The 25,826-nt window shown below is 71.9% G+C and carries 22 protein-coding genes and 1 tRNA gene; 19 read left to right on the top strand and 4 right to left on the bottom strand.

Going from position 1 to position 25,826, the window contains the following annotated elements:
* Positions 1-42 precede the first annotated feature (42 nt).
* Together P0Y48_06290 and P0Y48_06285 are read right to left on the bottom strand one after the other, a co-directional pair.
* Positions 43-1,035 (bottom strand): LacI family DNA-binding transcriptional regulator, encoded by a 993-nt coding sequence (locus tag P0Y48_06290; GenBank protein ID WEK14794.1) that lies wholly within the window; start codon positions 1,033-1,035, stop codon positions 43-45.
* Positions 1,032-2,264: a glutamyl-tRNA reductase gene (locus P0Y48_06285; protein WEK14793.1), complete on the bottom strand. Its 1,233-nt coding sequence runs from the start codon at positions 2,262-2,264 to the stop codon at positions 1,032-1,034. Before P0Y48_06285 ends, P0Y48_06290 begins: the two co-directional genes overlap by 4 nt.
* 180 nt (positions 2,265-2,444) lie before the next feature.
* On the opposite strand from P0Y48_06285, the gene hemE reads away from it, so the two are divergent.
* From hemE to P0Y48_06235, 10 genes are read left to right on the top strand one after another with little or no spacing between them, the layout of a single operon-like run.
* Complete coding sequence (gene hemE / locus P0Y48_06280) at positions 2,445-3,518, top strand: uroporphyrinogen decarboxylase (protein WEK15028.1); 1,074 nt, start codon at positions 2,445-2,447, stop codon at positions 3,516-3,518.
* Positions 3,503-4,963 (top strand): FAD-dependent oxidoreductase, encoded by a 1,461-nt coding sequence (locus P0Y48_06275; GenBank protein WEK14792.1) that lies wholly within the window; start codon positions 3,503-3,505, stop codon positions 4,961-4,963. The genes hemE and P0Y48_06275 overlap by 16 nt, the downstream gene beginning before the upstream one ends.
* Positions 4,960-5,646, top strand: coding sequence for a chlorite dismutase family protein (locus tag P0Y48_06270; protein WEK14791.1), 687 nt, complete (start codon positions 4,960-4,962; stop codon positions 5,644-5,646). The genes P0Y48_06275 and P0Y48_06270 overlap by 4 nt, the downstream gene beginning before the upstream one ends.
* The gene (locus P0Y48_06265) at positions 5,643-6,896 is read left to right on the top strand and encodes a ferrochelatase (GenBank protein ID WEK15027.1); all 1,254 of its coding nucleotides are present in this window, start codon (positions 5,643-5,645) and stop codon (positions 6,894-6,896) included. Before P0Y48_06270 ends, P0Y48_06265 begins: the two co-directional genes overlap by 4 nt.
* Positions 6,893-7,873, top strand: a complete 981-nt coding sequence (hemC, locus tag P0Y48_06260; GenBank protein WEK14790.1) for a hydroxymethylbilane synthase — start codon at positions 6,893-6,895, stop codon at positions 7,871-7,873. The genes P0Y48_06265 and hemC overlap by 4 nt, the downstream gene beginning before the upstream one ends.
* The gene (locus tag P0Y48_06255) at positions 7,870-8,694 is read left to right on the top strand and encodes a uroporphyrinogen-III synthase (protein WEK14789.1); all 825 of its coding nucleotides are present in this window, start codon (positions 7,870-7,872) and stop codon (positions 8,692-8,694) included. Before hemC ends, P0Y48_06255 begins: the two co-directional genes overlap by 4 nt.
* Positions 8,691-9,686 (top strand): porphobilinogen synthase, encoded by a 996-nt coding sequence (gene hemB, locus P0Y48_06250; GenBank protein WEK14788.1) that lies wholly within the window; start codon positions 8,691-8,693, stop codon positions 9,684-9,686. Before P0Y48_06255 ends, hemB begins: the two co-directional genes overlap by 4 nt.
* Entirely contained in the window at positions 9,683-10,990 is a 1,308-nt protein-coding gene (gene hemL, locus P0Y48_06245; GenBank protein ID WEK14787.1) for a glutamate-1-semialdehyde 2,1-aminomutase, read from the top strand. The genes hemB and hemL overlap by 4 nt, the downstream gene beginning before the upstream one ends.
* A gap of 55 nt (positions 10,991-11,045) precedes the next feature.
* Positions 11,046-11,894, top strand: coding sequence for a 16S rRNA (adenine(1518)-N(6)/adenine(1519)-N(6))-dimethyltransferase RsmA (gene rsmA / locus P0Y48_06240; GenBank protein WEK14786.1), 849 nt, complete (start codon positions 11,046-11,048; stop codon positions 11,892-11,894).
* 54 nt (positions 11,895-11,948) lie between these two features.
* On the top strand, positions 11,949-12,872 hold the full coding sequence (locus P0Y48_06235; GenBank protein WEK14785.1) for a phosphodiesterase: 924 nt from the start codon (positions 11,949-11,951) through the stop codon (positions 12,870-12,872).
* On the opposite strand, the gene P0Y48_06230 is transcribed toward P0Y48_06235, so the two are convergent.
* Positions 12,817-14,442: a stealth conserved region 3 domain-containing protein gene (locus P0Y48_06230; GenBank protein WEK14784.1), complete on the bottom strand. Its 1,626-nt coding sequence runs from the start codon at positions 14,440-14,442 to the stop codon at positions 12,817-12,819. The two genes, P0Y48_06235 and P0Y48_06230, sit on opposite strands and share 56 nt — an antisense overlap.
* 117 nt (positions 14,443-14,559) lie before the next feature.
* On the opposite strand from P0Y48_06230, the gene P0Y48_06225 reads away from it, so the two are divergent.
* The 5 genes from P0Y48_06225 to P0Y48_06205 are packed head-to-tail and all read left to right on the top strand — an operon-like array spanning position 14,560 to position 19,926.
* Positions 14,560-15,618, top strand: a complete 1,059-nt coding sequence (locus P0Y48_06225) for an aldo/keto reductase (protein WEK14783.1) — start codon at positions 14,560-14,562, stop codon at positions 15,616-15,618.
* A complete protein-coding gene (locus P0Y48_06220; GenBank protein ID WEK14782.1) occupies positions 15,615-16,550 on the top strand; it encodes a 4-(cytidine 5'-diphospho)-2-C-methyl-D-erythritol kinase in 936 nt (311 codons plus the stop codon). Before P0Y48_06225 ends, P0Y48_06220 begins: the two co-directional genes overlap by 4 nt.
* Positions 16,551-16,563: 13 nt before the next feature.
* Entirely contained in the window at positions 16,564-17,886 is a 1,323-nt protein-coding gene (locus P0Y48_06215) for a GNAT family N-acetyltransferase (GenBank protein ID WEK14781.1), read from the top strand.
* A gap of 35 nt (positions 17,887-17,921) precedes the next feature.
* Positions 17,922-18,077, top strand: coding sequence for a hypothetical protein (locus P0Y48_06210; protein WEK14780.1), 156 nt, complete (start codon positions 17,922-17,924; stop codon positions 18,075-18,077).
* A 13-nt stretch (positions 18,078-18,090) separates the two neighbouring features.
* Entirely contained in the window at positions 18,091-19,926 is a 1,836-nt protein-coding gene (locus P0Y48_06205; GenBank protein ID WEK14779.1) for an ABC-F family ATP-binding cassette domain-containing protein, read from the top strand.
* A 9-nt stretch (positions 19,927-19,935) separates the two neighbouring features.
* On the opposite strand, the gene P0Y48_06200 is transcribed toward P0Y48_06205, so the two are convergent.
* Entirely contained in the window at positions 19,936-20,439 is a 504-nt protein-coding gene (locus P0Y48_06200; protein ID WEK14778.1) for a MarR family winged helix-turn-helix transcriptional regulator, read from the bottom strand.
* 98 nt (positions 20,440-20,537) lie between these two features.
* Between P0Y48_06200 and P0Y48_06195 the strand changes: the two genes are divergently transcribed.
* The 4 genes from P0Y48_06195 to P0Y48_06180 all read left to right on the top strand — a co-directional run bounded on the left by P0Y48_06195 (position 20,538) and on the right by P0Y48_06180 (position 25,817).
* Positions 20,538-20,609, top strand: a tRNA-Gln gene (locus P0Y48_06195).
* Position 20,610: 1 nt separating this feature from the next.
* On the top strand, positions 20,611-22,083 hold the full coding sequence (gene glmU / locus P0Y48_06190; GenBank protein ID WEK14777.1) for a bifunctional UDP-N-acetylglucosamine diphosphorylase/glucosamine-1-phosphate N-acetyltransferase GlmU: 1,473 nt from the start codon (positions 20,611-20,613) through the stop codon (positions 22,081-22,083).
* Positions 22,058-23,089, top strand: coding sequence for a ribose-phosphate diphosphokinase (locus P0Y48_06185; GenBank protein WEK14776.1), 1,032 nt, complete (start codon positions 22,058-22,060; stop codon positions 23,087-23,089). The genes glmU and P0Y48_06185 overlap by 26 nt, the downstream gene beginning before the upstream one ends.
* Positions 23,090-23,111: 22 nt before the next feature.
* The gene (locus P0Y48_06180) at positions 23,112-25,817 is read left to right on the top strand and encodes an HAD-IC family P-type ATPase (protein WEK14775.1); all 2,706 of its coding nucleotides are present in this window, start codon (positions 23,112-23,114) and stop codon (positions 25,815-25,817) included.
* Positions 25,818-25,826: the final 9 nt, after the last annotated feature.

Here is a 25,826-nt window from a genome sequence, read left to right as displayed (position 1 = left end):
GATGGCGCCATCGCGCGGCAACCGCCGCGGGAAGGGCCGCCGTCAGCGCGTGGTCGAGCCGCCGACGAGCTCCCACGGCAGGTCGACGACAATCGGGCCGTCGTCGGGGAGGATGCCGCCGAGAGCGGTGAACATGGCATCCGCCGCGAGCTCGGGGTGGACGCAGGCGCGCGTGACGCCGAGGCGTTCGTTGCGGGCGCAGTCGCCCGATCCGGCGGCGCTCGTGCACAGCGCGATCAGCTGCACATCGCGGGGGACGACCAGCGAGGTGGCCTCCAGCTGCACGAAGATCTCGGGACCTTCCTCGCAGAACGCGAAGATCGCGTCCGCGCCCCGGTCGAGCAGATCCCGCACTTCTCGCGCGAGACGGCGGCGGCCCGCATCGACGCGGGCGACGAGCGGCGTGCGCCCCCGGACCGCCGTCCACGCGAGGTAGGCGCTCTCGCCGATCTGGTCGCGGGGTACTTCGCTCTCGTCGACGAGGAACCCGATGCGCTCGGCGCCGGTCGCCTCGAGGTGGGCGAGGCCCGCGCGCACGGCGGCGTCGTAGCCGGTGCGGACGCTCAACCCGGGCGCACCCGCGATGTAGAGGTCGCTCGCGACGACGGGGATGCCACGGGCGGCGGCCTCACGGAGCACGGCGCGGTCGTCGGCGGGGTCGGGGAAGTACAGCACATCGATCTGCGCGCCCGGGAGGAGGTCGGGGCGGGAGTCGGGCAACACGGTCACGGTGAAGCCGTGTTCGGCGGAGGAGCGGACGAGCGCGGTCAGCTGTCGCGCCCGCTGCAGGGCGCGCCTCCCGTCGTCGCGCGCGCTGTCGGACATCACGAAGCCGACCGACATCGTCCGGCCGCTGCGCAGTGCTGCCGCGTGCTTGTTGGGACGGTACCCCAGTTCAGCGGCGATCGCCTTGATGCGCTCGCGCGTCTCGGGGCGCAGGCTGCCGCGATCGTTGAGCGCTTGGCTGATGGCGGCGGTGGACACCCCGGCGCGCAGAGCGACGTCTTTGAGGGTGACGCCGCGGCCCTCGCTCACGGTTGCTCCGAGGGCGCGGTCGGCGGGAGGACGGTCGCGATGGCGTCGGCCCACTCCGCGCCGTGACCGCCGGCGGCCAGGCCGTGGCCGCGCGCGATGAGGCCATGGAGGAGGACGCCGGAGAAGTGCCGCAGGGCGGCCTCGGTCTCGGCGCTGGCGCCGCGGGCCACCTCGCTCTCGAGCACGCCGCGCACGTGCTCGCGGAGGGCGACGACGGCCGGCGACACCTCGTGTACGCGGTGCGCGGCGGCGTGGCGGCGCGCGGCGGCGTCGACGATCTCTCGCGCGTGGCCGAGCGTCGCGTTCTCGTCGATCGGCGCGTGCACGCGCACGGTCTCGAGGTCGAGCAGCTCGACGCCGGGAAGGGCGCGGATGCCGGGGTCGACGTTGCGCGGCATCCCGAGGTCGACGATCACCTGTGGAGTGCGCACTCCGGCGCGGGCGACGGCGTGGTCGTCGGCGACGAGGGCGTACTCCTGCGTCGTGGTGGTGCAGGTGACCACGACGTCGGCGGCGGCGGCTTCGGCGGCGTAGTCGGCTGCGTCGACGACGGTGAGGTGCTCGCGGTGCGCGAAGCGCTGTCGACCCGAGCGGGAGTGCACGCGGATGTCGCGGGCGCCGACGTCGCGCAGGGCGGCGAGGGATGCCGCGGCGTACCGTCCCGTGCCCACCAGCAGGACGCGGGCCTGTGACCAGTCGTCGAGGCGTGAGCCGGCGAGATCGACGGCGAGCCGGACGAGGGATCGGCCCGACTCGCCCAGACGCGTGCTGTTGCGCACGGCCCGGGAGGCCTCCGTCGCGCGCTGGAACAGCTGCTCGAGCGGGGCGGTCGTGAGGCCGTCGCGACGTGCGGCGTCGAGGGCGCGGCGCACCTGGCCGGCGATCTCGTCTTCGCCGACGGCGACGGAGTCGAGGCCGGCGGCCACGGAGAAGAGGTGCTTGGCGACGCGGTGCCCCTGGGCGAACTCGACGGTGTCGCGCACGGTGCGGAACGGGAGGCCCGCGAGCCCGGACAGCTGCTCCATGGCGGCGTCCATCGCGGGCACCGGGGAGGCGTCGTCGAGGTCGAAGTACGCCTCGAAACGGTTGCAGGTCGAGAGCACGACGGCTCCGCGGATCTCGTCGTGGGATGCCTTCAGCCGCACCGCCACCTCGTCGCCCATGCCCGCGAGTCGCTCGAGCGAGTCGAGCGGCGTGGTGCGCTGGTGGGCGGTCAGGCAGACGAGCAAACGATGGGTCCGTTCGGAGGGGGGCGGTGTCGGGCAGTTCGCCGATCAGGGTTAGTATAACGATTAACTCGATCGAGGAGCCGCATCATCCCTGTGTCCGACACGCCCGCGTCCGTCCCGTCCGTCTCCGGCCTCTCCGCGGCCCACCCGCTGCTGACGCAGGCCACCGCCTCGTCGCGGCTGCTGCGTGCGCTGCGGGGGGAACGCCCCGACGTCGCGCCCGTGTGGTTCATGCGGCAGGCGGGCCGGTCGTTGCCGGAGTACCGGGCATTGCGCAGTCGCGGCACCATGATCGAGGCGTGCCTCGACCCGGCGCTCGCCAGCGAGATCACCCTTCAGCCCGTGCGGCGGCACGGCGTCGACGCGGCCATCTTCTTCAGCGACATCGTCGTGCCGCTCGCGCTCATCGGGATCGACGTCGAGATCGCCGCCGGACGCGGACCCGTCTTCTCGCACCCGCTGCGCACCGCCGCCGACATCGCGAAGGCCGTCGAGATCGATCCCGCGCTCGTCCGAGAGCGCGGCGAGGTCATCGTCGACGCAGTCGCCCGCACGACCGACATGCTCGCCGAAGAGGCCGCCGGGCGCGGTGAGCCGCTGCCGCTCATCGGGTTCGCCGGTGCGCCGTTCACGCTCGCCGCCTATCTCGTCGAGGGGGGACCGTCCAAGGACCACCTCGCGGCGCGTCGTCTCATCCACGACGATCCGGCGGCTTGGCGTGCGCTCACGGAATGGCTGGCCGAAGTGACGGGTCAGTTCCTCGCGTTGCAGGTCTCGGCGGGCGCGAGCGCCGCCCAGCTGTTCGACTCGTGGGCCGGTGCCCTCGCCCCCGCGGTGTACCGGGAGTCGGTGCTGCCGGCATCCGCTGCGGCGCTGCGTGCCGTCCGCGAGTTGGCCGTGCCGGCGGGAAGCGGCATCGATCGCGTGCCGCTCATCCATTTCGGCGTCGGAACGGGCGAGCTCCTCGCCGACATGGCCTCTCTCGACATCGATGCGATCGGTGTCGACTACCGGGTGCGGCTCGACGACGCGGTGGGACGGATCGGCCGCGACCTCACGGTGCAGGGCAACCTCGACCCGGCTCTGCTGTTCGCTCCCGAGCCGGTGCGCACGGCCGCCGTGCACGACATCCTCGCCGCCGGCACCGCCGCCCGCGCCCACGTGTTCAACCTCGGTCATGGCGTTCCGATGGACGCCGACCCCGACGCGATCGGGGCGGTGGTGCGGACGGTGCACGAGTGGCGGATGCCGTGACGCGCACCGACCTCTCCTCCGCCGACCGGCACGACCTCGTGGTCGTCGGGGGCGGGATCGCCGGGCTTGTGATCGCGCGTGATGCCGCGCGGGCCGGGCTGCGCGTCGTGCTCCTGGATGCGTCGGACCATCGCGGCGGGATGCTGCGTCGCGGCGATCTCGCCGGCATCCCCATCGACCTCGGGGCGGAGTCGTTCGCGACCCGCACCGACGGGGTCGCCGACCTCGTCGCCGACCTCCCGGCGGATGCCGCCCTGGAGATCGTTTCCCCCGCTCCGGGTGGTGCGCACCTCGCGGCGCTCGCCGACGGGGAGGTGCTCCACGCGCCGTTGCCGCGCCGCACCGTGCTCGGCATCCCCGCCGATCCGCTGGCCGACGATGTCGTGCGCATCCTCGGCGACGCCGCCGCACGCCGCGTCGCCGACGAGCGTCACGCCGACGCGCCCGCGGCGGTGACCGAGGAGCCGACACTCGCCGACCTCGTCGCGCAGCGGTGCGGGCCGGAGCTCGTGCGACGACTGGTCGATCCGCTGTGCCGCAGCGTCTACTCCGCTCCCGCCGACCGGTTGTACCTGTCGCGGCTGCACCCCGCGCTCTGGGAGGCGTACCTGACGGGTGGCTCGCTCGTGGCCGCCGCGGCGACCCTCGCCCGACCCGAACGCGCCGGTGCCGCCGTCGCGGGCATCGCGGGCGGGATGTGGCGCCTCGCGGATGCCGTCGCGCGCGATGCCGAACGTCACGGTGCGCGCCTCGTCACCGCCGCGTCCGTCGTGCGTGCGACACCGGCGAGCGACGGCGACGACATCGCCGTCGAACTCGGGAGCGGCGGGGTGTTCCGCGGTGCGCGGGTCGTCATCGCCACCGGCGCCACCGCCGCGCGTCGTCTGCTCGGCGGCGCTCCCGAAGAGACCGCCCCGGTCCGGGTGGTGGCCGCCCTCGTCCACGCGCCCGCCTTGGATCACCACCCCGTCGGCTCCGGCGTGATCGCGGCCGTCGACGTGCCGTCGGCCGCGAAGGCCCTCACCCACGTCACGGCGAAGTGGGCGTGGGCCGCGGCATCCGTGCCCGCCGGGCAGCACGTCGTTCGGCTCTCGGCGCGCGGCGCCGACGCCCCGCTCTCGTCGCCGGAGGATCTCGCGCGGGAGATCGCCCTCCTCACCGGTGTCGACGTCGCCGCCGCCGACGTCCTCGCCGTCACGTCGGCGGAGTGGACGGATGCCGTCGCGAGCGCCCCCGCAGACGACCGCGAGCTGTCGGCACTCGCAGACCGCGGCATCCACTTCGCGGGAGCGACCGTCGCGGGCACCGGCCTCGCCTCCGTCGTGCCCCATGCGCGCGAGCTCGCGCGCGAACTCGTCGCGCGCCACGGCGCGACGCACACGTCCTCGCCGTCCGACACCTCGACGGCCCCCGACCACCCCACGACCTCCCGGAGGATCGCATGACGGAAGAGAACCTCGTCGGCTACACCCTGTTCGCCGTGCTGAGCGCTGCGCGCACGCGCGACGGCATCCGCCCCGCGCCGCCCACGCCGGAGGCGCTGCAGGCCCTCGACGCCGAGATCGGGTCGCTCGCCGCGGCGGGCGTCACGGTGCGGGGGATCTACGACGTGACCGGCATGCGCGCCGATGCCGACCTCATGGTCTGGCTGCACGGCGACACGGCCGAGTCACTGCAGAAGGGGCTGCGTGCCCTCCGCCGCACCGCTGTGCTCCGGGGGTTCTCGTGCGAGTGGAGCGCGATGGGGGTGCACCGGGAGGCGGAGTTCAACAAGCGTCACGTGCCCGGGTACCTCCGCGGGGAGCGCGCCCGGGACTGGCTGTGCCTGTACCCGTTCGTCCGCAGCTACGAGTGGTACCTGCTGCCCGAGGCCGAGCGTGCCGCGATGCTCGCCGAGCACGGCCGGAAGGGCGCCGTATTCACCGATGTCGTCGCCAACACGGTGTCGACCTTCGCGCTCAGCGACTACGAGTGGCTCCTGCCGCTGGAGAGCGACGAGCTCCTCAGCCTCGTCGACCTCATGCGGGATCTGCGCGCGACCGAGGCGCGCCGTCACGTGCGCGAGGAGGTCCCGTTCTACACGGGCCGCCGCGTGTCCACGGCGGAGCTCGCGGAGGTGCTCTCCTGATGGCTGAGAACATCGGCGCTGCCGCCCCCGCGACACCCGAGGGCTTCCGCCCCAAGCCGCCGCGCGCACAGTCCGCACCCGTGTGCGGTGAGGGATGCCGCGTGCCGGCGGCCACGCCCGCCACCTGCGCGGGCGAACCGCACGTGTCGCAGCCCGTCGCCTACGACGGCGTGCTGCTCCTCGGCTTCGGTGGGCCCGAAGGCCAGGACGACGTCATCCCCTTCCTGCGCAACGTCACCGCCGGTCGAGGCATCCCCGACGAGCGGCTGGAGGAGGTGGCGCACCACTACCGGCACTTCGGTGGCGTGTCGCCCATCAACGACCACAACCGGGAGCTGAAGGCGGCCCTCGACGCGGAGCTCGCCGCGCGCGGCCTCGATCTGCCGGTGCACTGGGGAAACCGCAACTGGATGCCGTACGTCGCCGACGCGCTGCAGGATGCGGTCGGGGCGGGCCGTCGTCGTCTCCTCGCGATCGCGACGAGCGCGTACTCTTCGTACTCCTCGTGCCGCCAGTACCGCGAAGACCTCGCGGACGCTGTCGAGGCGACGGGCCTCGGGGGCCAGGTGGAGATCGACAAGGTCCGTCAGTTCTTCGACCACCCGGGCTTCATCACCCCGTTCGTCGACGGCATCCGCACCGCCGTCGCGGAGCTCGTCGAGCGCGGCATCACCGACCTCGCCGCGGATGTGGAGGTGCTGTTCTCGACGCACTCGATCCCCGACTCGGACGCCGACCGGTCGGGTCCGCCGGAGCGCGGGTTCGGCGCGGGCGGGGCGTACGTCGCTCAGCACCTGGCCGTCGCGGAGCAGATCATGGCGCAGCTGGGCATCGGCAGCGCGTGGCAGCTGGTTTTCCAGAGCCGGTCGGGCCCGCCGCAGGTGCCGTGGCTGGAACCCGACATCAACGACGCGCTGGAGGATCTCCCCGCGCGCGGCCGGAAGGCCGTCCTCATCGTGCCGCTCGGATTCGTGAGCGATCATATGGAGGTGCTCTGGGACCTCGACACGGAGGCGCTCGAGACGGCCGAACGGCTCGGACTCGTGGCGCTGCGGACGGCGACGCCCGGAACCCACCCCGCGTACGTGTCGGGACTCGTCGACCTCATCGAGGAACGCCTGCGAGGGACGCCGGTCGAGGAGCGGCCCCACCTCACCGATCTCGGGCCGTGGTACGACGTGTGCCGTCCCGGCTGCTGCGAGAACAAGCGGCTGGGGTTCCAGCCCGCCCTCGCCGGGATCGCGCCGTGACCGACGCGCTCCGGCTGGGCACTCGAGCGAGCGCGCTGGCGACCACCCAGTCCGGGCACGTCGCCGACGCGCTGCGCGCCGCCACCGGGCGCGACGTCGAACTCGTGCCGATCACGACGGCCGGTGACGTGCTCACCGGTCCGCTCGCCCAGCTCGGCGGGACGGGCGTGTTCGTGGCGGCGCTGCGCGATGCCCTGCTGCGCGGAGCGTGCGACCTCGTCGTGCACTCCATGAAGGATCTGCCCACGGGAGCCGTCCTGGGGCTGCGCATCGCCGCCGTCCCCGAGCGCGCGTCGCAGCGCGATGTGCTGTGCGCCCGCGACGGGCTCTCCCTCGACCAGCTGCCGCTCGGTGCGGTGGTCGGCAGCGGCTCGCCGCGTCGCGTCGCCCAGCTCCTGCGGCGGCGGCCGGACCTCGACGTCCGCGGCATCCGGGGCAACGTCGACACCCGCCTCCGGAAGGTTCACGAGGGGGAGTACGACGCGACGGTCCTCGCCGAGGCGGGACTGGCCCGACTGGGTCGCACCGACGAGATCACCGACGTGTTCGAGCTGGATACGTGGCCCACGTCCGCCGGGCAGGGCGCCCTCGCCGTCGAGGTGCGCACCTACGATCCGGCGCTGGCGGACGCGGTCGCGGCGATCGGTCACGAGGCGTCGACGACGGCGAGCCTCTGGGAGCGCGATGTGCTTCGCCGACTGGAGGCCGGCTGCGCCGCGCCGGTCGGCATCAGCGCACAACCGGCATCCGACGGGACGGTCGCCCTCGTCGCCGAGGTCTACGCCCTCGACGGCGCCGCCTCGGTGCGCGTCGAGCGACGCGTCGACGCACCCCGCCTGACCGACCCGCTCGACCGGGATGCCGAGGCCGCCGACATCGTCGCCGAACTGCTCGGAGCGGGTGCCGGTGACCTCGCCGACCTGGCAGGGTCGGGCGACACCGCCGGACCTGCCGGGACGGCGGGAGCGAACCCGTGAGCGGGCACGGACGCCTCCGCGGCGCCTCCGTGCTCGTCCCCCGCGGCGGGCCCTGGGGTGAGCGTGTCCGCGAGGACCTGCAGCAGCGGGGCGCCGAAGCGATCGTCGCCCCCGTGATCGCCTCCGCCCCGCCGCGCGACACGGCGGCCCGGGACCGAGCCTTCGACGCCCTCGCGCGAGGCGAGTACGCCTGGCTGTTCGTCACCAGCGCCGCCGCCGTCGAGCAGCTGACGCGCGAAGGCATCCGCGTTCCCGCCACCACGCAGATCGCCGCCGTCGGATCGGCGACAGCGCGCGCCGTGGCCGAGACCGGCGCCGAGGTGTCGTTCGTGCCGTCTGGCCCGTCGTCGGCGCGCGCCCTCACCGCGCAGTGGTGCCTCGGACGCGACCCGGACACGACAGGGCGATGCCTGGTCGTGCGGTCCGATCTCGCGACGGCCGTGGTGTCCGACGAACTGGAGCTGCGCGGCTTCGCGGTCGACGTCTGCATCGGCTACCGCACCGTCGGGATCGACCTCCCGGGCGACGTGCGTGCGCGTCTGCAGCGCGGCGGTGTCGACGTCGTGCTGCTCACCTCCCTCAGCGTCGGCCGTGAACTGCGGCGCCAGGTCGGTGCCCTCCCGTCGTCGACCCTCGTCGCCTCCATCGGGCCGGGGACCACCCGCGACGCCCGCCAGATCGGCTACGCCGTCTCCCACACCGCCCGCACTCAGAGCATCGACGCACTGATCGCCGAACTCGACGCGCCCGCGCGCGACACCCCGCACCTGGACGCTCCCGTACCGGATGCCGTCCCCGCTCGAACGGAGCCCACCCCATGACCGCCTTCCCCGAGCGGCGCCCGCGTCGTCTTCGCGCCACCCCGGCCCTGCGCCGCCTCGTCGCGGAGACCGACCTGGCTCCCCGCCACCTCGTCCTCCCCGTCTTCGTCAAGGAGGGGATCGACGTCGCGCAGCCCATCGCGACGATGCCCGGCGCGCACCAGCACCCGCTGGCGGACCTTCCGGCGGTCGTCGAGGAGGCGGCTGCGGCGGGGGTCGGAGGTGTCATGCTGTTCGGCGTTCCCGCGGTGCGCGACGCCGTCGGCTCCGGCGCGACCGATCCCGACGGCATCCTCAATCGCGCCATCGCCGTCGCCGCCGAGGCCGCCGAAGGCCGCCTCACGGTGCAGGCCGACCTGTGCCTCGACGAGTTCACCGACCACGGACACTGCGGGGTGCTCGCCACCGACGGCAGCGTCGACAACGATGCGACGCTGGAGGTGTATGCCCGGATGGCGGTCGCGCAGGCGGACGCCGGCGCCGACATCCTCGGGCTCTCGGGGATGATGGACGGCCAGGTGCGCGCCGTGCGGGCTGCCCTCGATGCCGTCGGACACAGCGGGGTGGCGATCCTCGCCTACGCCGCGAAGTACGCTTCGGCGTTCTACGGCCCCTTCCGCGACGCGGTCGAGTCGACTCTCGACGGTGACCGCCGCACGTACCAGCTCGACCCGGCCAACGGCCGCGAGGGCGTGCAGGAGGCACTCGTGGATGCCGACGAGGGCGCCGACGTCGTCATGGTGAAACCCGCCGGCCCCTACCTCGACGTGCTGGCCCGCGTCGCCGACGTCTCGCCGGTCCCCGTCTGGGCGTACCAGGTGTCGGGGGAGTACGCGTTGATCGAGCACGCCGCCGCCGCCGGACTCATCGACCGCGACCGTGCCGTGATCGAGACGCTGCTCGGCATCCGCCGTGCCGGCGCGGAGACGATCCTCACCTACTGGGCCGTCGAGGTCGCGCAGCGACTGCGCGCGGGGGAGGTGCGCGCATGACCGGCAACGAAGAGCTGTTCGCGCGCGCTCAACGGGTCATCCCCGGCGGTGTGGACTCGCCCGTCCGCGCCTACGGGTCGGTCGGCGGCACCCCGAGGTTCGTGACATCCGCGCAGGGGCCGTACGTCACCGACGCCGACGGCCGCCGTTACGTCGACCTGGTCGCGAGCTGGGGTCCGGCGCTGCTGGGGCACGCGCACCCCGAGGTCGTCGAGGCGGTCGTCGCCGCGGCGCGACGCGGCCTGTCGTTCGGAGCTCCCACCGCCGCCGAAGCCGAACTCGCCGAACTGATCGCCGCCCGCGTTCCCGGGGTCGAAAAGGTGCGACTGGTCTCCACGGGGACCGAGGCCACCATGACCGCCATCCGCCTCGCACGGGGCGCCACCGGCCGCGACCTCCTGATCAAGTTCGCCGGGCACTACCACGGCCACTCCGACGGCCTGCTCGCCGCCGCCGGCTCGGGGCTCGCGACCTTCGCGCTCCCGGGCTCGGCCGGAGTCCCCGAGGCGGTCGCGGCGCAGACCCTCGTCGTGCCCTACAACGACATCGACGCGCTGGAAGCCGCTTTCGCCGCCCACCCGGGCCGCATCGCCGCCGTCATCACCGAGGCCGCCGCCGCCAACATGGGAGTCGTGGCCCCGGCATCCGGGTTCTCCGCGGCGCTGCAGGCCCTCGTCCGGGCAGAGGGCGCGCTCCTCATCAGCGACGAGGTGCTCACGGGCTTCCGCGCCGCCGCCGGCGGATACGCGCAGGTGCTGCGGGAGGCCGGGGAACCGGTGATCCCCGATCTCGTCACCTTCGGCAAGGTCATCGGCGGCGGGATGCCGGTGGCCGCCGTCGCCGGCCGCGCCGACGTCATGGACCTCCTGGCGCCCACGGGGCCGGTGTATCAGGCAGGCACCCTCAGCGGGAACCCCGTCGCGGTCGCCGCCGGCCTCGCGACGCTACGGCTCGCCGACGACGACGTGTACCGCCGCCTCGCATCCGCCGCCGACACCGTCGCGACCGCCGTTGGCGAGGCGCTCACCGAGGCGGGCGTGCCGCACGTCGTCCAGCGGGCGGGCACGCTGTTCAGCGTGTTCTTCGGGCCCGAGGTGGTCGGCGGCGTGCCCGACTACGCGACGGCGCAGCGTCAGGATGCCGCGTCCTACGCGCGCTTCTTCCACGCCATGCTCGAGGCCGGCGTGAGCCTGCCGCCGTCGGCGTTCGAGGCGTGGTTCCTCACGGCCGCCCACGACGAGACCGCACTCGGCGAGGTGATCGCCGCCCTCCCGGCCGCCGCGCGCGCCGCCGCTCTCGCCTGACCGCGCACCCTGACCGCCCACGAGGGTGCCGGCGTGCGCCAAGTAGGCTGGGGGGATGGCCGTCACACTGCTCGGGGCCGCCGAGATCCGCGCGCTCGCCGCCGACCTGGACGTCACTCCGACGAAGAAGCTCGGGCAGAACTTCGTCGTGGATGCCAACACGGTCCGCAAGATCGTGCACGTCGCCCGTGTCACCGCCGACGACCATGTCGTCGAGGTCGGTCCCGGGCTCGGATCCCTCACCCTTGCGATCCTCGAGACCGGCGCGCCCGTGACGGCCGTCGAGATCGATCACCGCCTCGCCGAGCGACTTCCGCGCACGGCCGCCGCGCACGGCGTGCCCGACGGCGCTCTCCGGGTTATCGCGGCCGACGCGCTGCGGGTGACCGAGCTTCCCGGCGACCCTGACGTCCTTGTCGCGAACCTGCCGTACAACGTCAGCGTTCCGGTGCTCCTCCACTTCATGGAGACCTTCCCCGGCATCCGTCGCGGTGTCGTGATGGTGCAGGCGGAGGTGGGCGAACGGCTCGCCGCCCCGCCGGGCTCCAAGGTGTACGGCGCGCCGAGCGTGAAAGCGGCCTGGTACGGGTCGTGGCGGCTGGCCGGCACCGTCTCGCGGCAGGTGTTCTGGCCCGTGCCGGGGGTCGACAGCGTGCTGGTCGCCTTCGATCGCGACGCCGAGGCGCGCGGCTCGGAAGACGAGCGTCGTCTCACCTTCCGCATCGTGGATGCCGCGTTCCAGCAGCGCCGCAAGATGCTCCGCCAGGCACTGTCGAGTGTGCTGGGCGGCAACGCCGCGTCGGCCTCCGCGGTGCTCGAGGATGCCGGCGTCGCCCCGACCGCCCGCGGGGAAGAGCTCGCGATCGAGGACTTCGTCGCGATCGCACGCGCTCACGTCATGTGACGTTTCGCGCGCGTTTCCCGCGCGGCTACGAAACATGCCGGTAACATTCGGCGTATGCCTACCGCAGAGCATCCGGCTCCCGAACGGGTTCTCCTCCACGTCAGCGACACGCATCTGCGCGCCGGCGCACCACTCCTGTTCGATGCGATCGACGGCCGGGAACGGCTGGCTCGCGCCTTGGGAGGGATCGAGGCTTCGGGGGTACGCCCCGATGTGATCGTGTTCACCGGCGATCTGGTGGATCTGGGGGAGCGCCGTGCTTACGCCGATCTGCGCGCCCTGGTGGAGCCGTTCTCGCACCGCCTGGGCGCGGAGGTCGTGTGGGTCATGGGTAACCATGACGAGCGCGCCGCCTTCCGAGCGGAGCTATGGGACGAGCAGACCGACGACCGGCGCCCCGTCGACCGGGTCGACGAGTTCGACGGTCTTCGCATCGTCACACTCGACACCTCCGTGCCCGGTCACCACTACGGCGAGGTCACCGACGATCAGCTCGCCTGGCTCGCGCGGGTTCTCGCGACGCCCGCGCCTTTGGGTACCATCCTCGCCATGCACCACCCGCCGGTGCCGAGCGTCCTGGCGCTCGCGGCCAGCGTCGAACTGCGCGACCAGCGGCGCCTTGCCGACGTCGTGCGGGGCACCGACGTGCGCGCGATCATCGCCGGGCATCTTCACTACTCGACGTTCGCGACGTTCGCCGGCATCCCGGTCTCGGTCGCTTCGTCCACGTGTTACGCGCAGGATCTCACCGTGCCGGTGGGGGGAACACGCCCGCAGGACGGGGCTCAGGCGTTCAACCTCGTGCACGTGTACGACGACACGATCGTCCACGCCGTCGTTCCGATCGACGTGCCGGTTCCCGTCGAGTACACCGACCCCGGGCGTGCGCGTGAACTGCTGGCGGAGGCCGGAATCACGGGCGTCAGTGTGACGCGCCGATCCGCTCCGCCGACTCGCCCGGTGCCCGTACTCCACTGACGTCGGCGTCAGACTCGACGCCGACCTCGGGCAGCTCCCATGGCCCGCGGATGGGGAACATCCGCTCGAGGGTGTCGCGCACCGTACGGATGCGCACGTCTTCGGGCACCTCGGATGATCCGCCGTCGTTGAGGCAGAACATGTCGACGTCTCGCCGCTCCTCGAGCCGCCGCATCTGGCGCAGGGATGCCGCAAGGGTCGACTGCACGTACCGCACGCGGGCTTCGGTCGACACGACGGCACGACCCGTCATCAGCGCGAAGTAGTGGTAGAGGCTGTTAGTGACGGAGATGTCGGTCGCCGAGCGGAAGCGGGATGCCGCGGTGCGGGCGAAGTCGTCGGGGAACTCGCGCTCGAGTTCGGTGATCACGCTGCGTCGCAGCGGTGTCGCGCAGTGCTCGAGGTCGCGAAGGATGGTGCGGCCGAAGCGTTCGCGCAGGAGCGCCCGGTTGACGCGCAGCGCGTTGTCGTGGCCGCTGCGGTGCGGGAGGGGATCTCCCGTGCCGATGCGGATCGGACACTCGACGAACTTCGACACCCCCCCGGAGGTGAAGAACAGTTCGGGGCGGACGGGGCGAGCGAAGAACATGTCGTCGTTGGAGTAGAGGAACCGCTCGGCGAGCCCGTCGATGCGATGCAGCTGCGCCTCGACCGCGTGCGAATTGTGGGTCGGCAGCACGGAGGTGTCGGCGAAGAAGTCCTCGCTGCGCACGAGCGTGACGCGGGGGTCGTCGGCCAGCCACGACGGGCGCGGCGAGTCGGTCGCGATGAAGATGCGTCGCACCCACGGGGCGTACATGTGCACGCTGCGCAGCGCGTACCGCAGCTCGTCGACGTGGCGGTAGCGCGCGGCGCTCTCGTCGCCTTCGCCGACGACGTATCCCTCCATCTGCGCGGCGCGCTGCCGCTGGAACTCGCTGGACGAACCGTCGACCCACGAGAAGACGAGGTCGATCTCGTCGACGACTTCGTCCGGCTGCGGGTCGAACATGCCCTCGAGCGTCGGCCACGACCGCCCGTACCGGTGTGTCGTCGCAGGTCGCAGGTCGCCGGCCGCGAACACGCGGCGGGTGAGCGCATTCGCCCGGGGGGCGTGGATCATGTCGCCGTCTCGCCGCCAGAACTCGAGCGCGAAGCTGCAGTCCTTGTCGTAGCGCAGCGAACCCGTCGCGCTGATGCGCGGCCGGTACAGTCGGATCGATCGGGCGCCCTCGGACGCCGCCTCCGTCGACGGCTCCAGGTCGGCGGCCAGGGCGACCGGCGCGCCGGCGGGCTTGGCGTAGAGCGGCTCGCGCTCGCCGAGCGCGCGGAGCACACCGAGCACAGCGTCGCGCTGGGCGGCGTCGACCACGAGGGCCGGGGTCGCGGAGCCATGACGGATCAGTGTGAGCGCGATCCCCGCGGCATCCAGCGCGTCGGCGACTAGGAGCAGGTCGGCCTCGAGGGCCTGACCGGGCGTCGTGTCGTCGTGCCGGAGCCGGAACACGCCGTCGTCGAAGACGACGTCGCCCCTGGTGAGCAGCCCCGACCAGGGATGGGGGTGGGAAGGCAGCGCCTGCAGAGCCGTCATGTGCTCCTCTCTGGCCGCATCGACGATGCGAACTCTCCCCAACGTAGACGCAACGTGTGACATCGACGTTTCGTGCCCACCGTGGTCGGCGTCAGAACGGGTCGCTAGCCTGGGGGAGTGACCGAGAACCGCTTCCCGCCGTCCCGCGGCGGAGACCTCCACCGTCCCTACACCGCCGCCGACGACCGCTACACCTCCACCGAGTACCGTCAGGTCGGCGCGAGCGGGCTGTACCTCCCGCCCGTCTCCCTCGGGCTGTGGTGGAACTTCGGCGACAACTACCCCTTCGACGGCCAGCGGGCGCTCCTGCGCCACGCGTTCGACCGGGGGATCACGCACTTCGATCTCGCGAACAACTACGGCCCGCCCTACGGCTCCGCCGAGACCAACTTCGGCCGCATGATGCGTGAGGACTTCGGCCGCTACCGCGACGAGCTCATCATCTCCTCCAAGGCCGGCTACGACATGTGGCAGGGGCCCTACGGGCAGTGGGGATCGCGGAAGTACCTGCTGGCCAGCGCCGAGCAGTCGCTCACGCGCATGAGCATCGACTATGTCGACATCTTCTACTCGCATCGCTTCGATCCCGTCACGCCCCTCGAGGAGACCATCGGCGCGCTCGACACCCTCGTGCGCCAGGGCAAGGCCCTCTATGTCGGCATCTCCTCCTACAGCGCCACGCAGACCGCCGAGGCCGCCGCGATCGCGCGCTCGCTCGGGACGCCGCTCGTGATCCACCAGCCGTCCTACTCGATCCTCGATCGCTGGATCGAAGACGGTCTGACGGGGGTTCTCCGTCAGGAGGGGATGGGGGCGATCGCCTTCGTCCCGCTCGCGCAGGGTCTTCTCACGAACCGCTACCTCGGCGACGGCACGTCGGAGCGTTCCCAGCAGCGGTCGTCGCTCCCGGGCTCGACGCTCTCCGAGAGCGCACTGTCGGGACTGAGGTCGCTCGACGTCATCGCGCGGGAGCGCGGGCAGACCCTCGCCCAGCTCGCCCTGCAGTGGGTGCTGCGCGACGGTGTCGTCACGTCGGCGCTCATCGGTGCATCCCGTCCCGAGCAGCTCGACGAGAACCTCGCCGCCCTGTCCGGCCCGGCGTTCGACACCGAGGAGCTCGAGCAGATCGACGTGATCGCCGCCGGCATCGATCAGCTGTGGGCGCCGACCGCGTGAGCCTCAGTCGACAGCCCGAGCGCCGGGTGCACGTGCGCGCGCCCGGCAAGGTGAACATCTTCTTCGAGGTCGGTGACGTGCAGTCCGACGGCTACCACGACGTCGCGTCGGTGTACCAGGCCGTCTCGATGTACGAAGACCTCTCGGCGACGACCGACGATGAGTTCTCGATCTCGGTCACGGGCGACGTCGACGTGAGCGGGGTACCGCTGGACGACCGCAATCTCGCCGTCCGGGCCGCCCGGCTCGTCGCCCGCGAGGTCGGGTGGGAGTACGGGGTGCGCCTCGAGGTGCACAAGGGCGTGCCGGTCGCCGGGGGCATGGGCGGCGGCTCGGCGGATGCCGCGGCGGCGCTCGTGGCGGTCAACGAACTGCTCGACGGGCGGCTGTCGTCGGCCGAGCTCCATGCTCTCGGTGCGCAGTTGGGCGCCGATGTCCCGTTCGCGCTGCGCGGGGGCACTGCCGTAGGCACCGGACGCGGTGACGAGCTTGCACCCGCGCTCGTGCGCGGTCGCTTCGACTGGGTGTTCGTGACGCACGTCGAAGGGCTGTCGACGCCAGAGGCGTATGCGGGCCTCGACGCACTTCGTGCGCGCACCGACATCTCGCCCTCCCGCGGGGTCCCCGCCGTCGACCCCGCCGTGCTCCAGGCGCTCCGTGGCGGTGATGCCGCCGCGCTCGCCGCGGCGATGCGCAACGACCTGCAACCGGTCGCCGTCCAGCGGCGTCCCGAGTTGGGCGAGCTGATCGAGGAGGGCGTCGGTCGCGGCGCGCTCGCCGGGATCGTGTCGGGGTCAGGCCCCACCGTCGCCTTCCTGGCATCCGATGAGCGCACCGCCGCCGACCTCGCGCGGGACCTCTCCGATGCCGGACACGCGGCTGTGGCGGTGCACGGTCCCGTCGCCGGCGCGCGCATCCTCACGATCGACTGAGCGGAGACTCGCCATGACCGAACTCGATCAGAACTTCCACGACGCTCCGATCGACGCGGCATCCCTCGACGGCGTCGCCGCGCAGGGACTGAGCCTTCGCCGCGTCGACGATGCGTCACGACCCGAGGTCGACCGCTGGCTCGATGCCGTCGTGCGCGGATTCCTCGGCAGCGAGCGCAACGAGACGCAGTGGCAGGCCTTCTTCGATCTCGGCGCCTATCGTCGCAAGCTCGGCGTCTACGATGCCGGCGCCCCGCTGTCGGAGGTGCCGGTGGCGACCTTCGCGTCGTGGGGTGCTCGTCTGACGGTGCCGGGCGGCGAGGTGGCGACGTGCGCGATCAGCTCGGTCACGGTCGCCCCCACGCATCGTCGCCGCGGACTGCTACGGCACATGATGTCGGGCGAACTGCGCACGGCGGCCGCCCTCGGGTTCCCCGTCGCATCGCTGACGGTGAGCGAGTCGAGCATCTACGGCCGCTACGGGTTCGCGCCCGCGGCGGCAGCGGCGGAGTGGGAGATCGACGCCCGCCGCGCAGGCTGGGTGGGTCCCGAACCCGAGGGACGCATCGACTTCGTCTCGCGCGATCAGGCCAGAGAGCTCGCCCCGGTGCTCCACGAGCGCACGCGCACGGCGTCGCCCGGCGAGATCGACATGCCCGGCGGACACTGGGACCGGTTCTTCGGCACGCGGCCCGATGCCGAGAAGGCCGAGGAGCTGCGCGCGGTGCAGTTCCGCTCGCCGACCGGTTCGTTGGACGGCTTGGCCCTCTATCGCGTGACCGAGAACCACGACGACTTCGCGGCATCCCGGGTCGACGTGCAGCTCCTCCTCAGCGCGACGGATGCCGCCTACGCGGCGCTCTGGCGGTTCTTGCTGTCGATGGACCTCATCGGCACGGTGCGGGCGGGGGAGCTGTCGACCGACGAGCCGCTGTGGTGGATGCTGGCCGACCAGCGCGCCGCGAAGATCACGGTGCGCGACCACCAGTACGTGCGCATCCTCGATCCGGTCGCGGCACTGGCGGCGCGCCGGTGGGACGTCGTCGACGTCGTCGCACTGGAGGTCGCGGATCCGCTCGGGATCGCGGCGGGCACGTACATACTGCGCACGGGCCCCGACGGTGCGGCCGAGGTCGAGCGCGGAGACGTCGACGACGCGGCCCCGAGTGCCGCACTGCGCGTCACGTTAGGCGTCGCGGAGCTGTCGGCGATTCTCCTCGGCGGGGTGTCCGCGGCGACGCTCGCGGCCGCGGGACGCATCCGCACCGAAGACCCGGCCCGCCTCGCGCGCCTGTTCGCCGGCACCGTGACGCCGCGGCTCAGCTTCTGGTACTGACCGCGGGGCATCGCCGGTGGCCCCGGCGAGGGCTCGTGAGCGCCCGGGGAGCCGCACGCGCAGCGGAGGAGATCTGCGCAGCGGAGGTGGCATCCGCTCGATTCGTCCTCCGAAACGCGGATCTCCTCCGCAACGACGTGCCCACCGCGTCGTCACCTCACGCGTACGAGGGCACGTCCGCGAGCGCCTAGCCTGGATGACGACATGGCACATCTGCTCGGGGCCGAAGGCCTGCACCTGGAATACCCCACGAAGGTCGTCTTCGACGGCGTCTCTCTCGGCGTCGACGAGGGCGACCGCATCGGCATCGTGGGGCGCAACGGCGACGGCAAGTCGAGCCTCATGTCGATGCTCGCCGGGAAGCGAGAGCCGGATGCCGGTCGCGTGACGGTGCGCGGAGGGGTGCGCATCGGCATGCTCGATCAGGCCGACGTGCTGTCCGACGACGAGACCGTCGGCGGGGCGATCGTGGGCGACCGGCCGGAGCACGAATGGGCCGGCGACGCGGCCGTGCGCGACGTCATCGCCGGACTCGTCGGCGACCTCGACTGGGACGGCGCGCTGGGCGCGCTCTCGGGAGGGCAGCGCCGCCGCGTCGCCCTCGCACGCCTCCTCGCGGGCGACTGGGACGTGCTCGCCCTGGATGAGCCCACGAACCACCTCGACGTCGAGGCGGTCGCCTGGCTCGCGGAGCACCTGAAGCGACGCTGGTCGCCGAGCTCGGGGGCGCTGCTGGTCGTGACGCACGACCGGTGGTTCCTCGACGAAGTCTGCACACGCACGTGGGAGGTGCACGACCGGATCGTCGAGCCGTTCGACGGCGGCTACGCGGCGTACATCCTGCAGCGCGTCGAACGCGACCGGCAGGCGGCCTCCATCGAGGCACGCCGTCAGAACCTCGCTCGTAAGGAGCTCGCGTGGCTGCGCCGCGGTGCTCCGGCGCGCACCTCCAAGCCGAAGTTCCGCATCGACGCGGCCAACGAGCTGATCGCGGATGTGCCGGAGCTCCGCGACCGCGTGTCGCTGCAGTCGCTCGCCGTCGCCCGGCTCGGGAAGGATGTCGTCGACCTCCTGGATGCCGGTGTCGTCTACGACGATCGGCCCGTGCTCAGCGACGTGGAGTGGCGGATCGCGCCGGGGGAGCGCACCGGCATCCTGGGCGTGAACGGTGCCGGGAAGTCGACGCTCCTCGGTCTCGTGGCCGGCACCGTCGAGCCGACCAGCGGGCGGGTCAAGCGCGGGAAGACGGTGCGGGTCGCGACCCTCACGCAGCGGATGGACGAGCTCGACCCGCATCTGGACGAACCGGTGCGCATCGTCGTCGGTCGCCTGCGCACGACGTACGAGTTCGGCACGGGCTCCAAGGCGCAGGAACTCACGCCCGGTCAGCTGCTGGAACGCATGGGGTTCTCGTCGGCGCAGCTGTCGACGCCCGTGAAAGACCTCTCGGGTGGTCAGAAGCGGCGGCTCCAGCTCCTGCTGATCCTTCTCGACCAGCCCAACGTGCTGATCCTCGACGAGCCGACGAACGACCTCGACACCGACATGCTCGCCGCGATCGAGGAGCTGCTGGATGCGTGGGCGGGCACGCTCCTCGTCGTCAGCCACGACCGCTACTTCATGGAGCGGGTGACCGACCAGCAGTACGCCGTCATGAACGGGCACCTGCGTCATCTCCCCGGTGGCGTCGACGAGTACCTGCGTCTGCGGCGCGCGCAGCAGGCGACCGGCCGACCGGGGTCGTCTTCGCCCGCCGTCGCGTCGTCCCCTGCCGCGTCGTCCCCTGCCGCGTCGTCCCCTGTCGCGTCGTCCCTCGCGGGCGCCGATCGTCGCGCGGCGCAGAAGGAGTTGCAGGCCACGGAGCGTCGGCTCTCGAAGCTCACGGCGCAGGTGGATGCCGACCGCACCGCGCTCGCGGACCACGACCAGTCGGACTACGTCGGTCTCGGACAGAAGATGCAAAAGATCGGCGAGATGGATGCCGAGATCGCCACGCTCGAAGAACGCTGGCTCGACCTATCGGAGTCGCTCGAAGTCTGAGACGCCGCGTCAGCGCGACGTGTCGAAGCCGAGGCTGAGCTTGCGCAGGAGTGCGGCGAGCCGGTCGCGATCGGTGCGCGAGAGCATCGCGAGGAGCACGGCTTCGGCATCCACGAGTCTCGTGATGGCCGCGTCGACGCGTGTGCGTCCGTCTTCGGTGAGCGTCACGAGGACGCTGCGCCCGTCGGCTGGGTCCGCCTCGCGGCGGACGAGGCGGCGGCCGACGAGACGATCGATGCGATTGGTCATGGTGCCGCTGGAGACCAGTGTCTGCTGGAGCAGCTGCTTCGGGCTCAACTGGTACGGCTCGCCGGCCCGGCGCAGCGCCGACAGCACGTCCCACTCCCACGGCTCGAGCTCGCTGCGACGGAACGCCTCACGGCGCGCGCGGTCGAGGTGGCGCGAGAGGCGGTCGACGCGCGAGAGCACCTCGAGGGGCGAGAAATCGAGGTCGGGTCGCTGCGTCGTCCACGCGTCGACGATCCGGTCGACCTCATCGTGTTCGGCGGTCACTCCGCCATTATCCCGGGTCGAGGCATCGCCCGCGCGAACGGGGAGACGGTGCCGCCCGTGGCAGACTGGACGGTGCGGCCCCGCCCTGCGGTCCGCGGTCCGCCGTGGTGTAATGGCAGCACGACAGCCTTTGGAGCTGTGAGGTCTAGGTTCGAATCCTGGCGGCGGAGCATGACGGAGAACACTCTCGACCCCTCGCTGGCCGTGGTCATTCTCGCGGCGGGGCAGGGTACCCGCATGCGCTCCGCGCTCCCGAAGGTGCTCCATCGCATCGGCGGGCGGCCGCTGGTCGGGCACGTGCTCGACACGGCCCGTGACCTGGCTCCCGCGCACGTCGTGGTCGTCGTGCGCCACGAGCGCGACCAGGTCGCCGAGGCTGTTCTCGGGGTCTCGCCCGAAGTGATCGTCGTCGACCAGGACGAGGTCGCCGGCACGGGTCGCGCGGTCGAGATCGCCCTGACCGCGCTCCCCGACTTCGACGGCGACGTGCTCGTGCTGAGCGGCGACGTCCCCCTGCTGGATGCCGAGACCCTCGCCGCCGTCGTGGGCGCCCACCGCGCTGCGGCGTCGGCCGCGACGCTGCTGAGTGCGGTCGTCGACGAGCCCACCGGCTACGGCCGGGTGCTGCGCGATGCCGACGGCGGCGTCGCGCGCATCGTGGAGCAGAAGGACGCGACCGACGACGAGGCCGCCGTCCGTGAGATCAACGCCGGGGTGTACGTCTTCGCTGCGAGGGAGCTGCGCACCCGCCTGCCGCTCCTCAGCACGGACAACGCGCAGGGGGAGAAGTACCTCACCGACGTCATCGGACTCCTGCGCGCCGACGACCGCGCGGTCGCGGCATCCGTCGTGGCCGACGTGTCCGTCACCCTCGGGGTCAACGACCGGGCGCAGCTGGCGGAGGCGGGCCGGCTCCTCAACGCCCGCACCGTCCGGCGGTGGCAGCTGGCCGGGGTGACCATCCAAGACCCGGCGACCACGTGGATCGATGTCACCGCGACGCTCGCCCCCGACGTGACCGTCTTACCCAACACCCACATCCTGCGGGCGACGACGGTCGAGACCGGCGCGATCGTCGGCCCCGACACGACCCTCGAGGACTGCGAGGTCGGCGAGGGCGCGGTCGTCCGCCGGACGGATGCCATGCTCGCCGTCATCGGCGCGGGTGCGGCCGTCGGACCGTTCGCCTACCTGCGTCCAGGCACCCAGTTGGCCGCCCGCGGCAAGATCGGCACCTTCGTCGAGACGAAGAACTCCACGATCGGCGAGGGCAGCAAGGTGCCGCATCTGTCGTACATCGGCGACACGACGATCGGCCGCGGCGTGAACCTCGGCGCCGGCGCGATCACCGCGAACTACGACGACATCGCCAAGCACCGCACCGAGATCGGCGACGAGGTGCACTCCGGCTCGCACAACGTGTTCGTCGCGCCCGTTAGGATCGGAGATGGCGCCAAGACGGGCGCCGGAGCGGTCATCCGAAAGGACGTCCCCGCCGGTGCGCTCGCTCTCAGCGTGACCCCTCAACGCAATGTCGAGGGGTGGGTCGAGAATCACCGACCGGGCACGGAAGCGGCCGCAGCCGCCGCACGTGCGCGGTCCGCACAGAAAGCGGACGATGGCGCGCAAGAACAAGGCGACTGATCCCGAGAGGGACGACATCGCCCCCGGCCTCGTCGTGAAGACGAAGAAGCGTCTCGTCGTGGCGGCGGGCAGCTCCCACCCCGAACTCGCGCAGCAGGTGGCCGCCGAGCTGGGGTCGAGCCTCGTGCCGACCGAGCACCGCACCTTCGCCTCCGGCGAGATCCTCACGCGCTTCGAGGTGTCCATCCGCGGATGCGACATCTTCCTCATCCAGTCGTTCGGCCCCCCGGTCAACGAGTGGCTCATGGAGCTGCTCATCATGTTGGATGCCGCCAAGCGCGCGTCCGCGAAGCGCATCTCCGTCGTCGCCCCGTACTACCCGTACTCCCGGCAGGACAAGAAGGGCCGGGGACGCGAGCCCATCAGTGCGCGCCTCGTCGCCGACCTGCTCAAGACCGCCGGCGCCGACCGCGTCATGAGCGTCGACCTCCACGCGGCGCAGATCCAAGGTTTCTTCGACGGCCCCGTCGATCACCTCTTCGCCAAGCCCGTGCTGCTCGACTACTTCGAGAAGAGCCTGTCGCCCGAAGACCGCGCGAAGCTCACGGTGGTCTCACCCGACACCGGACGCGTGCGCGTGGCCGACACCTGGTCGGACAGCCTCGACGCGCCGCTCGCGATCATCCACAAGCGCCGTGACCCCAACGTCGCCAACCAGGTGACCGTCAACGACATCGTCGGCAACGTCGAGGGGCGCGTCTGCCTCCTCGTCGACGACATGATCGACACCGGCGGGACGATCGTGAAGGCTGCGCAGGCCCTCAAGAAGGACGGCGCCGAGCGCGTCATCGTCGCCGCCACGCATGCGATCTTCAGCGACCCGGCCAGCACTCGTCTGCAGGACGACGCGATCGACGAAGTGGTGGTCACCGACACGATCCCCCTGCCTCCCGAGAAGCGATTCCCGGGCCTGACGGTGCTCCCGATCGCGCCGCTGCTCGCGCGGGCGATCAAAGAGGTCTTCGAGGACGGGTCGGTCACGAGCATGTTCGACGGCGCGGCCTGACAGACGCGAATAGGATCGCGGCATGGCCGCCGCATCCGCTCTCGACATCGAGCGCCCGTTCTCCCACGACACCGCAGCCGTCCTGGCGGCGCTGCAGACCGATCCCGGTGGCCTGACGGCATCCGACGCCGCTGAGCGGCTCGCGCAGGTCGGTCCGAACGTCCTTCCCGAGCCCGCCCGCACCCCCGCGTGGCTGCGGTTCCTCGGGCACTTCAACGACACCCTCATCTACATCCTGCTCGGCGCGGCCGCGATCAAGGCGATCATGGCGGACTGGCTCGACTTCTGGGTCATCATGGCCGTCGCCATCATCAACGCCGTGATCGGGTTCCTGCAGGAGGGCCGCGCCGAGAAGGCGCTTGCCGGCATCCGCGGGATGCTGTCGGCCGACGCGCAGGTGCGGCGCGATGGCGCGTGGTCGACGATTCCCGCCGCCGACCTCGTCCCGGGAGATGTCGTTCGTCTCGCGCCGGGCGACAAGGTGCCCGCCGACGTGCGTCTGCTGGAGACCTTCCAACTGCGGATCGAGGAGGCAGCGCTCACCGGCGAATCGGTGCCGTGCTCGAAGCAGAGCGAGCCGGTCGCCGACGACGCCGGGGTGGGCGACCGCACGTCGATGGCGTTCTCGGGCACGATCGTCTCGGCGGGACAGGGACGCGGCGTCGTCACCGGCACAGGCTCTCGCACCGAGATCGGGCGCATCCAGACGCTGGTGGGGGAGGCAGGCTCGCTGCAGACTCCGCTGACCACCCAGCTCGCTCAGTTCGGCAAGGTGCTCACTCTCGTCATCCTCGGGATGGCCGTGCTGATGATGCTCATCGGACGCTTCCTCCACCGCATGCCGCTGGGTGATCTCGTTTCGGCGACCATCGGGTTCGCCGTGGCCGCCATCCCGGAGGGCCTTCCCGCGCTCGTCACGATCACCCTGGCGATCGGCGTGCAGCAGATGGCACGCCGGAACGCCATCACGCGAAAGCTCCCCGCCGTCGAGGCGCTCGGTTCGGTCACCACCGTGTGCTCCGACAAGACCGGCACGCTGACGAAGAACGAGATGACGGTGCGGCGGATGGTGACTCCGGTCGCGCGCTACGAGGTGGACGGCCTGGGCTACGACCCGGCGGGGGAGATCCGCCGCGTGTCGACTTCCGCGGCTCCTGCGGGCTCCGTGGGCGACGGGGATGTCCGGGCCCTCCTGGCCGTCGCCGACCTCTGCAACGACGCGCACGTCGTGCCGTCCGACGACGGGTCGGGGTGGACCCTCGTCGGCGAGCCGACCGAGGGCGCTTTGAAGGTCGTCGCGATGAAGGGAGGCCCGCGGCCCGAGCCTCGCCCGAAGCGCATCGGCGTCGTCCCCTTCGATTCGGCGAACAAGTTCATGGCCACCCTCAACGAGTCCGTCGACGGGGCCCGGGCGATCCTCGTGAAGGGCGCTCCCGACCGCCTCCTCGAGCGCTCGCTCACGCAGCGTGGCGCCGACGGCGCCGAGCCCGTCGACCGGGCTCTCTGGGAAGCGGCGATCGCGGAGCTGAGCGGCGAAGGTCTGCGCGTGCTCGCCGCGGCGCGCACCCCCACTCGTACGCGCGAGGTCGACATCGACGACCTCGTCGACCTCGAGTTCCTCGGGCTGTGGGGCATCCTCGACCCGCCGCGGCCCGAGGCCATCGAGGCCATCGCCGACTGCCATCACGCCGGCATCCGCGTGAAGATGATCACCGGCGACCACGCGGGGACCGCCCTCGCGATCAGCCGCGAGATGGGCCTCGCCGACGGCGACGACGTGCGCGTGCTGACCGGCGCGGAGCTGGAATCGCTCAGCCAGGAGCAGTTGAAGACGGTCGTGCGCGACGTCGACGTCTACGCGCGGACGAGCCCGGAGCACAAGATCCGGATCGTGCGTGCCCTGCAGTCCCACGGCGAGGTCGTGGCGATGACCGGCGACGGCGTGAACGACGCACCGGCCCTCACCCGAGCCGACGTCGGGATCGCGATGGGGATCAAGGGCACCGAGGCCACGAAGGAGGCGGCGGAGATCGTCCTGGCGGACGACAACTTCGCGACGATCCGCAGTGCGATCCGAGAGGGCCGTCGCATCTACGACAACCTGCGCAAGTCGGTGGTCTTCCTGCTGCCCACCAACGGCGCGCAGTCGCTCGTCATCCTCGTCGCGATCGTCTTCGGGTTCACCCTGCCGCTCACCCCCGTCCAGGTGCTCTGGGTCAACATGGTCACGGCGGTCACGCTGTCGCTCGCGCTGGCCTATGAACCGGCGGAGAAGGGCATCATGGCGCGTTCGCCCCGGGCTCCCGGAGGTTCGATCGTCTCGGCGCGCGAGCTCGGTTTCGTCCTCCTCGTGTCGCTCCTCATCGGCGGGGCGACGCTCGGCGTCTTCTGGTGGGGCACCGCGACCACGGGCGACGTGGACTATGCCCGCACGCAGGCGGTCGCCATGCTCGCGCTCGGTCAGCTCGCCTACCTCTTCAACTGCCGGTTCCTGGGGCGCTCGAGCGTCACCGTCGACGTCCTCCGGGGCAATCCGGTCGTGTGGTGGTCGGCGGGAGCGCTGCTGCTGCTCCAGCTCCTGTACACCTACGTCCCGTTCATGAACGGACTGTTCGGATCGCAGCCGCTTCCGGTCACCGGCTGGCTGGCTCCGCTCGCGCTCTCCGTCGTCATCTTCGCCGCCGTGGAAGGACTCAAGGCCGTGCGGCGCTTCACTGCAAACCCATAGCTGTCCCCG

Origin of the sequence: Candidatus Microbacterium phytovorans (assembly GCA_029202445.1) — a bacterium.
Taxonomy (GTDB): domain Bacteria; phylum Actinomycetota; class Actinomycetes; order Actinomycetales; family Microbacteriaceae; genus Microbacterium; species Microbacterium phytovorans.
The sequence above is the reverse complement of the archived record's forward strand: the minus strand, read 5'-3'. Positions and strand labels throughout refer to the sequence as shown.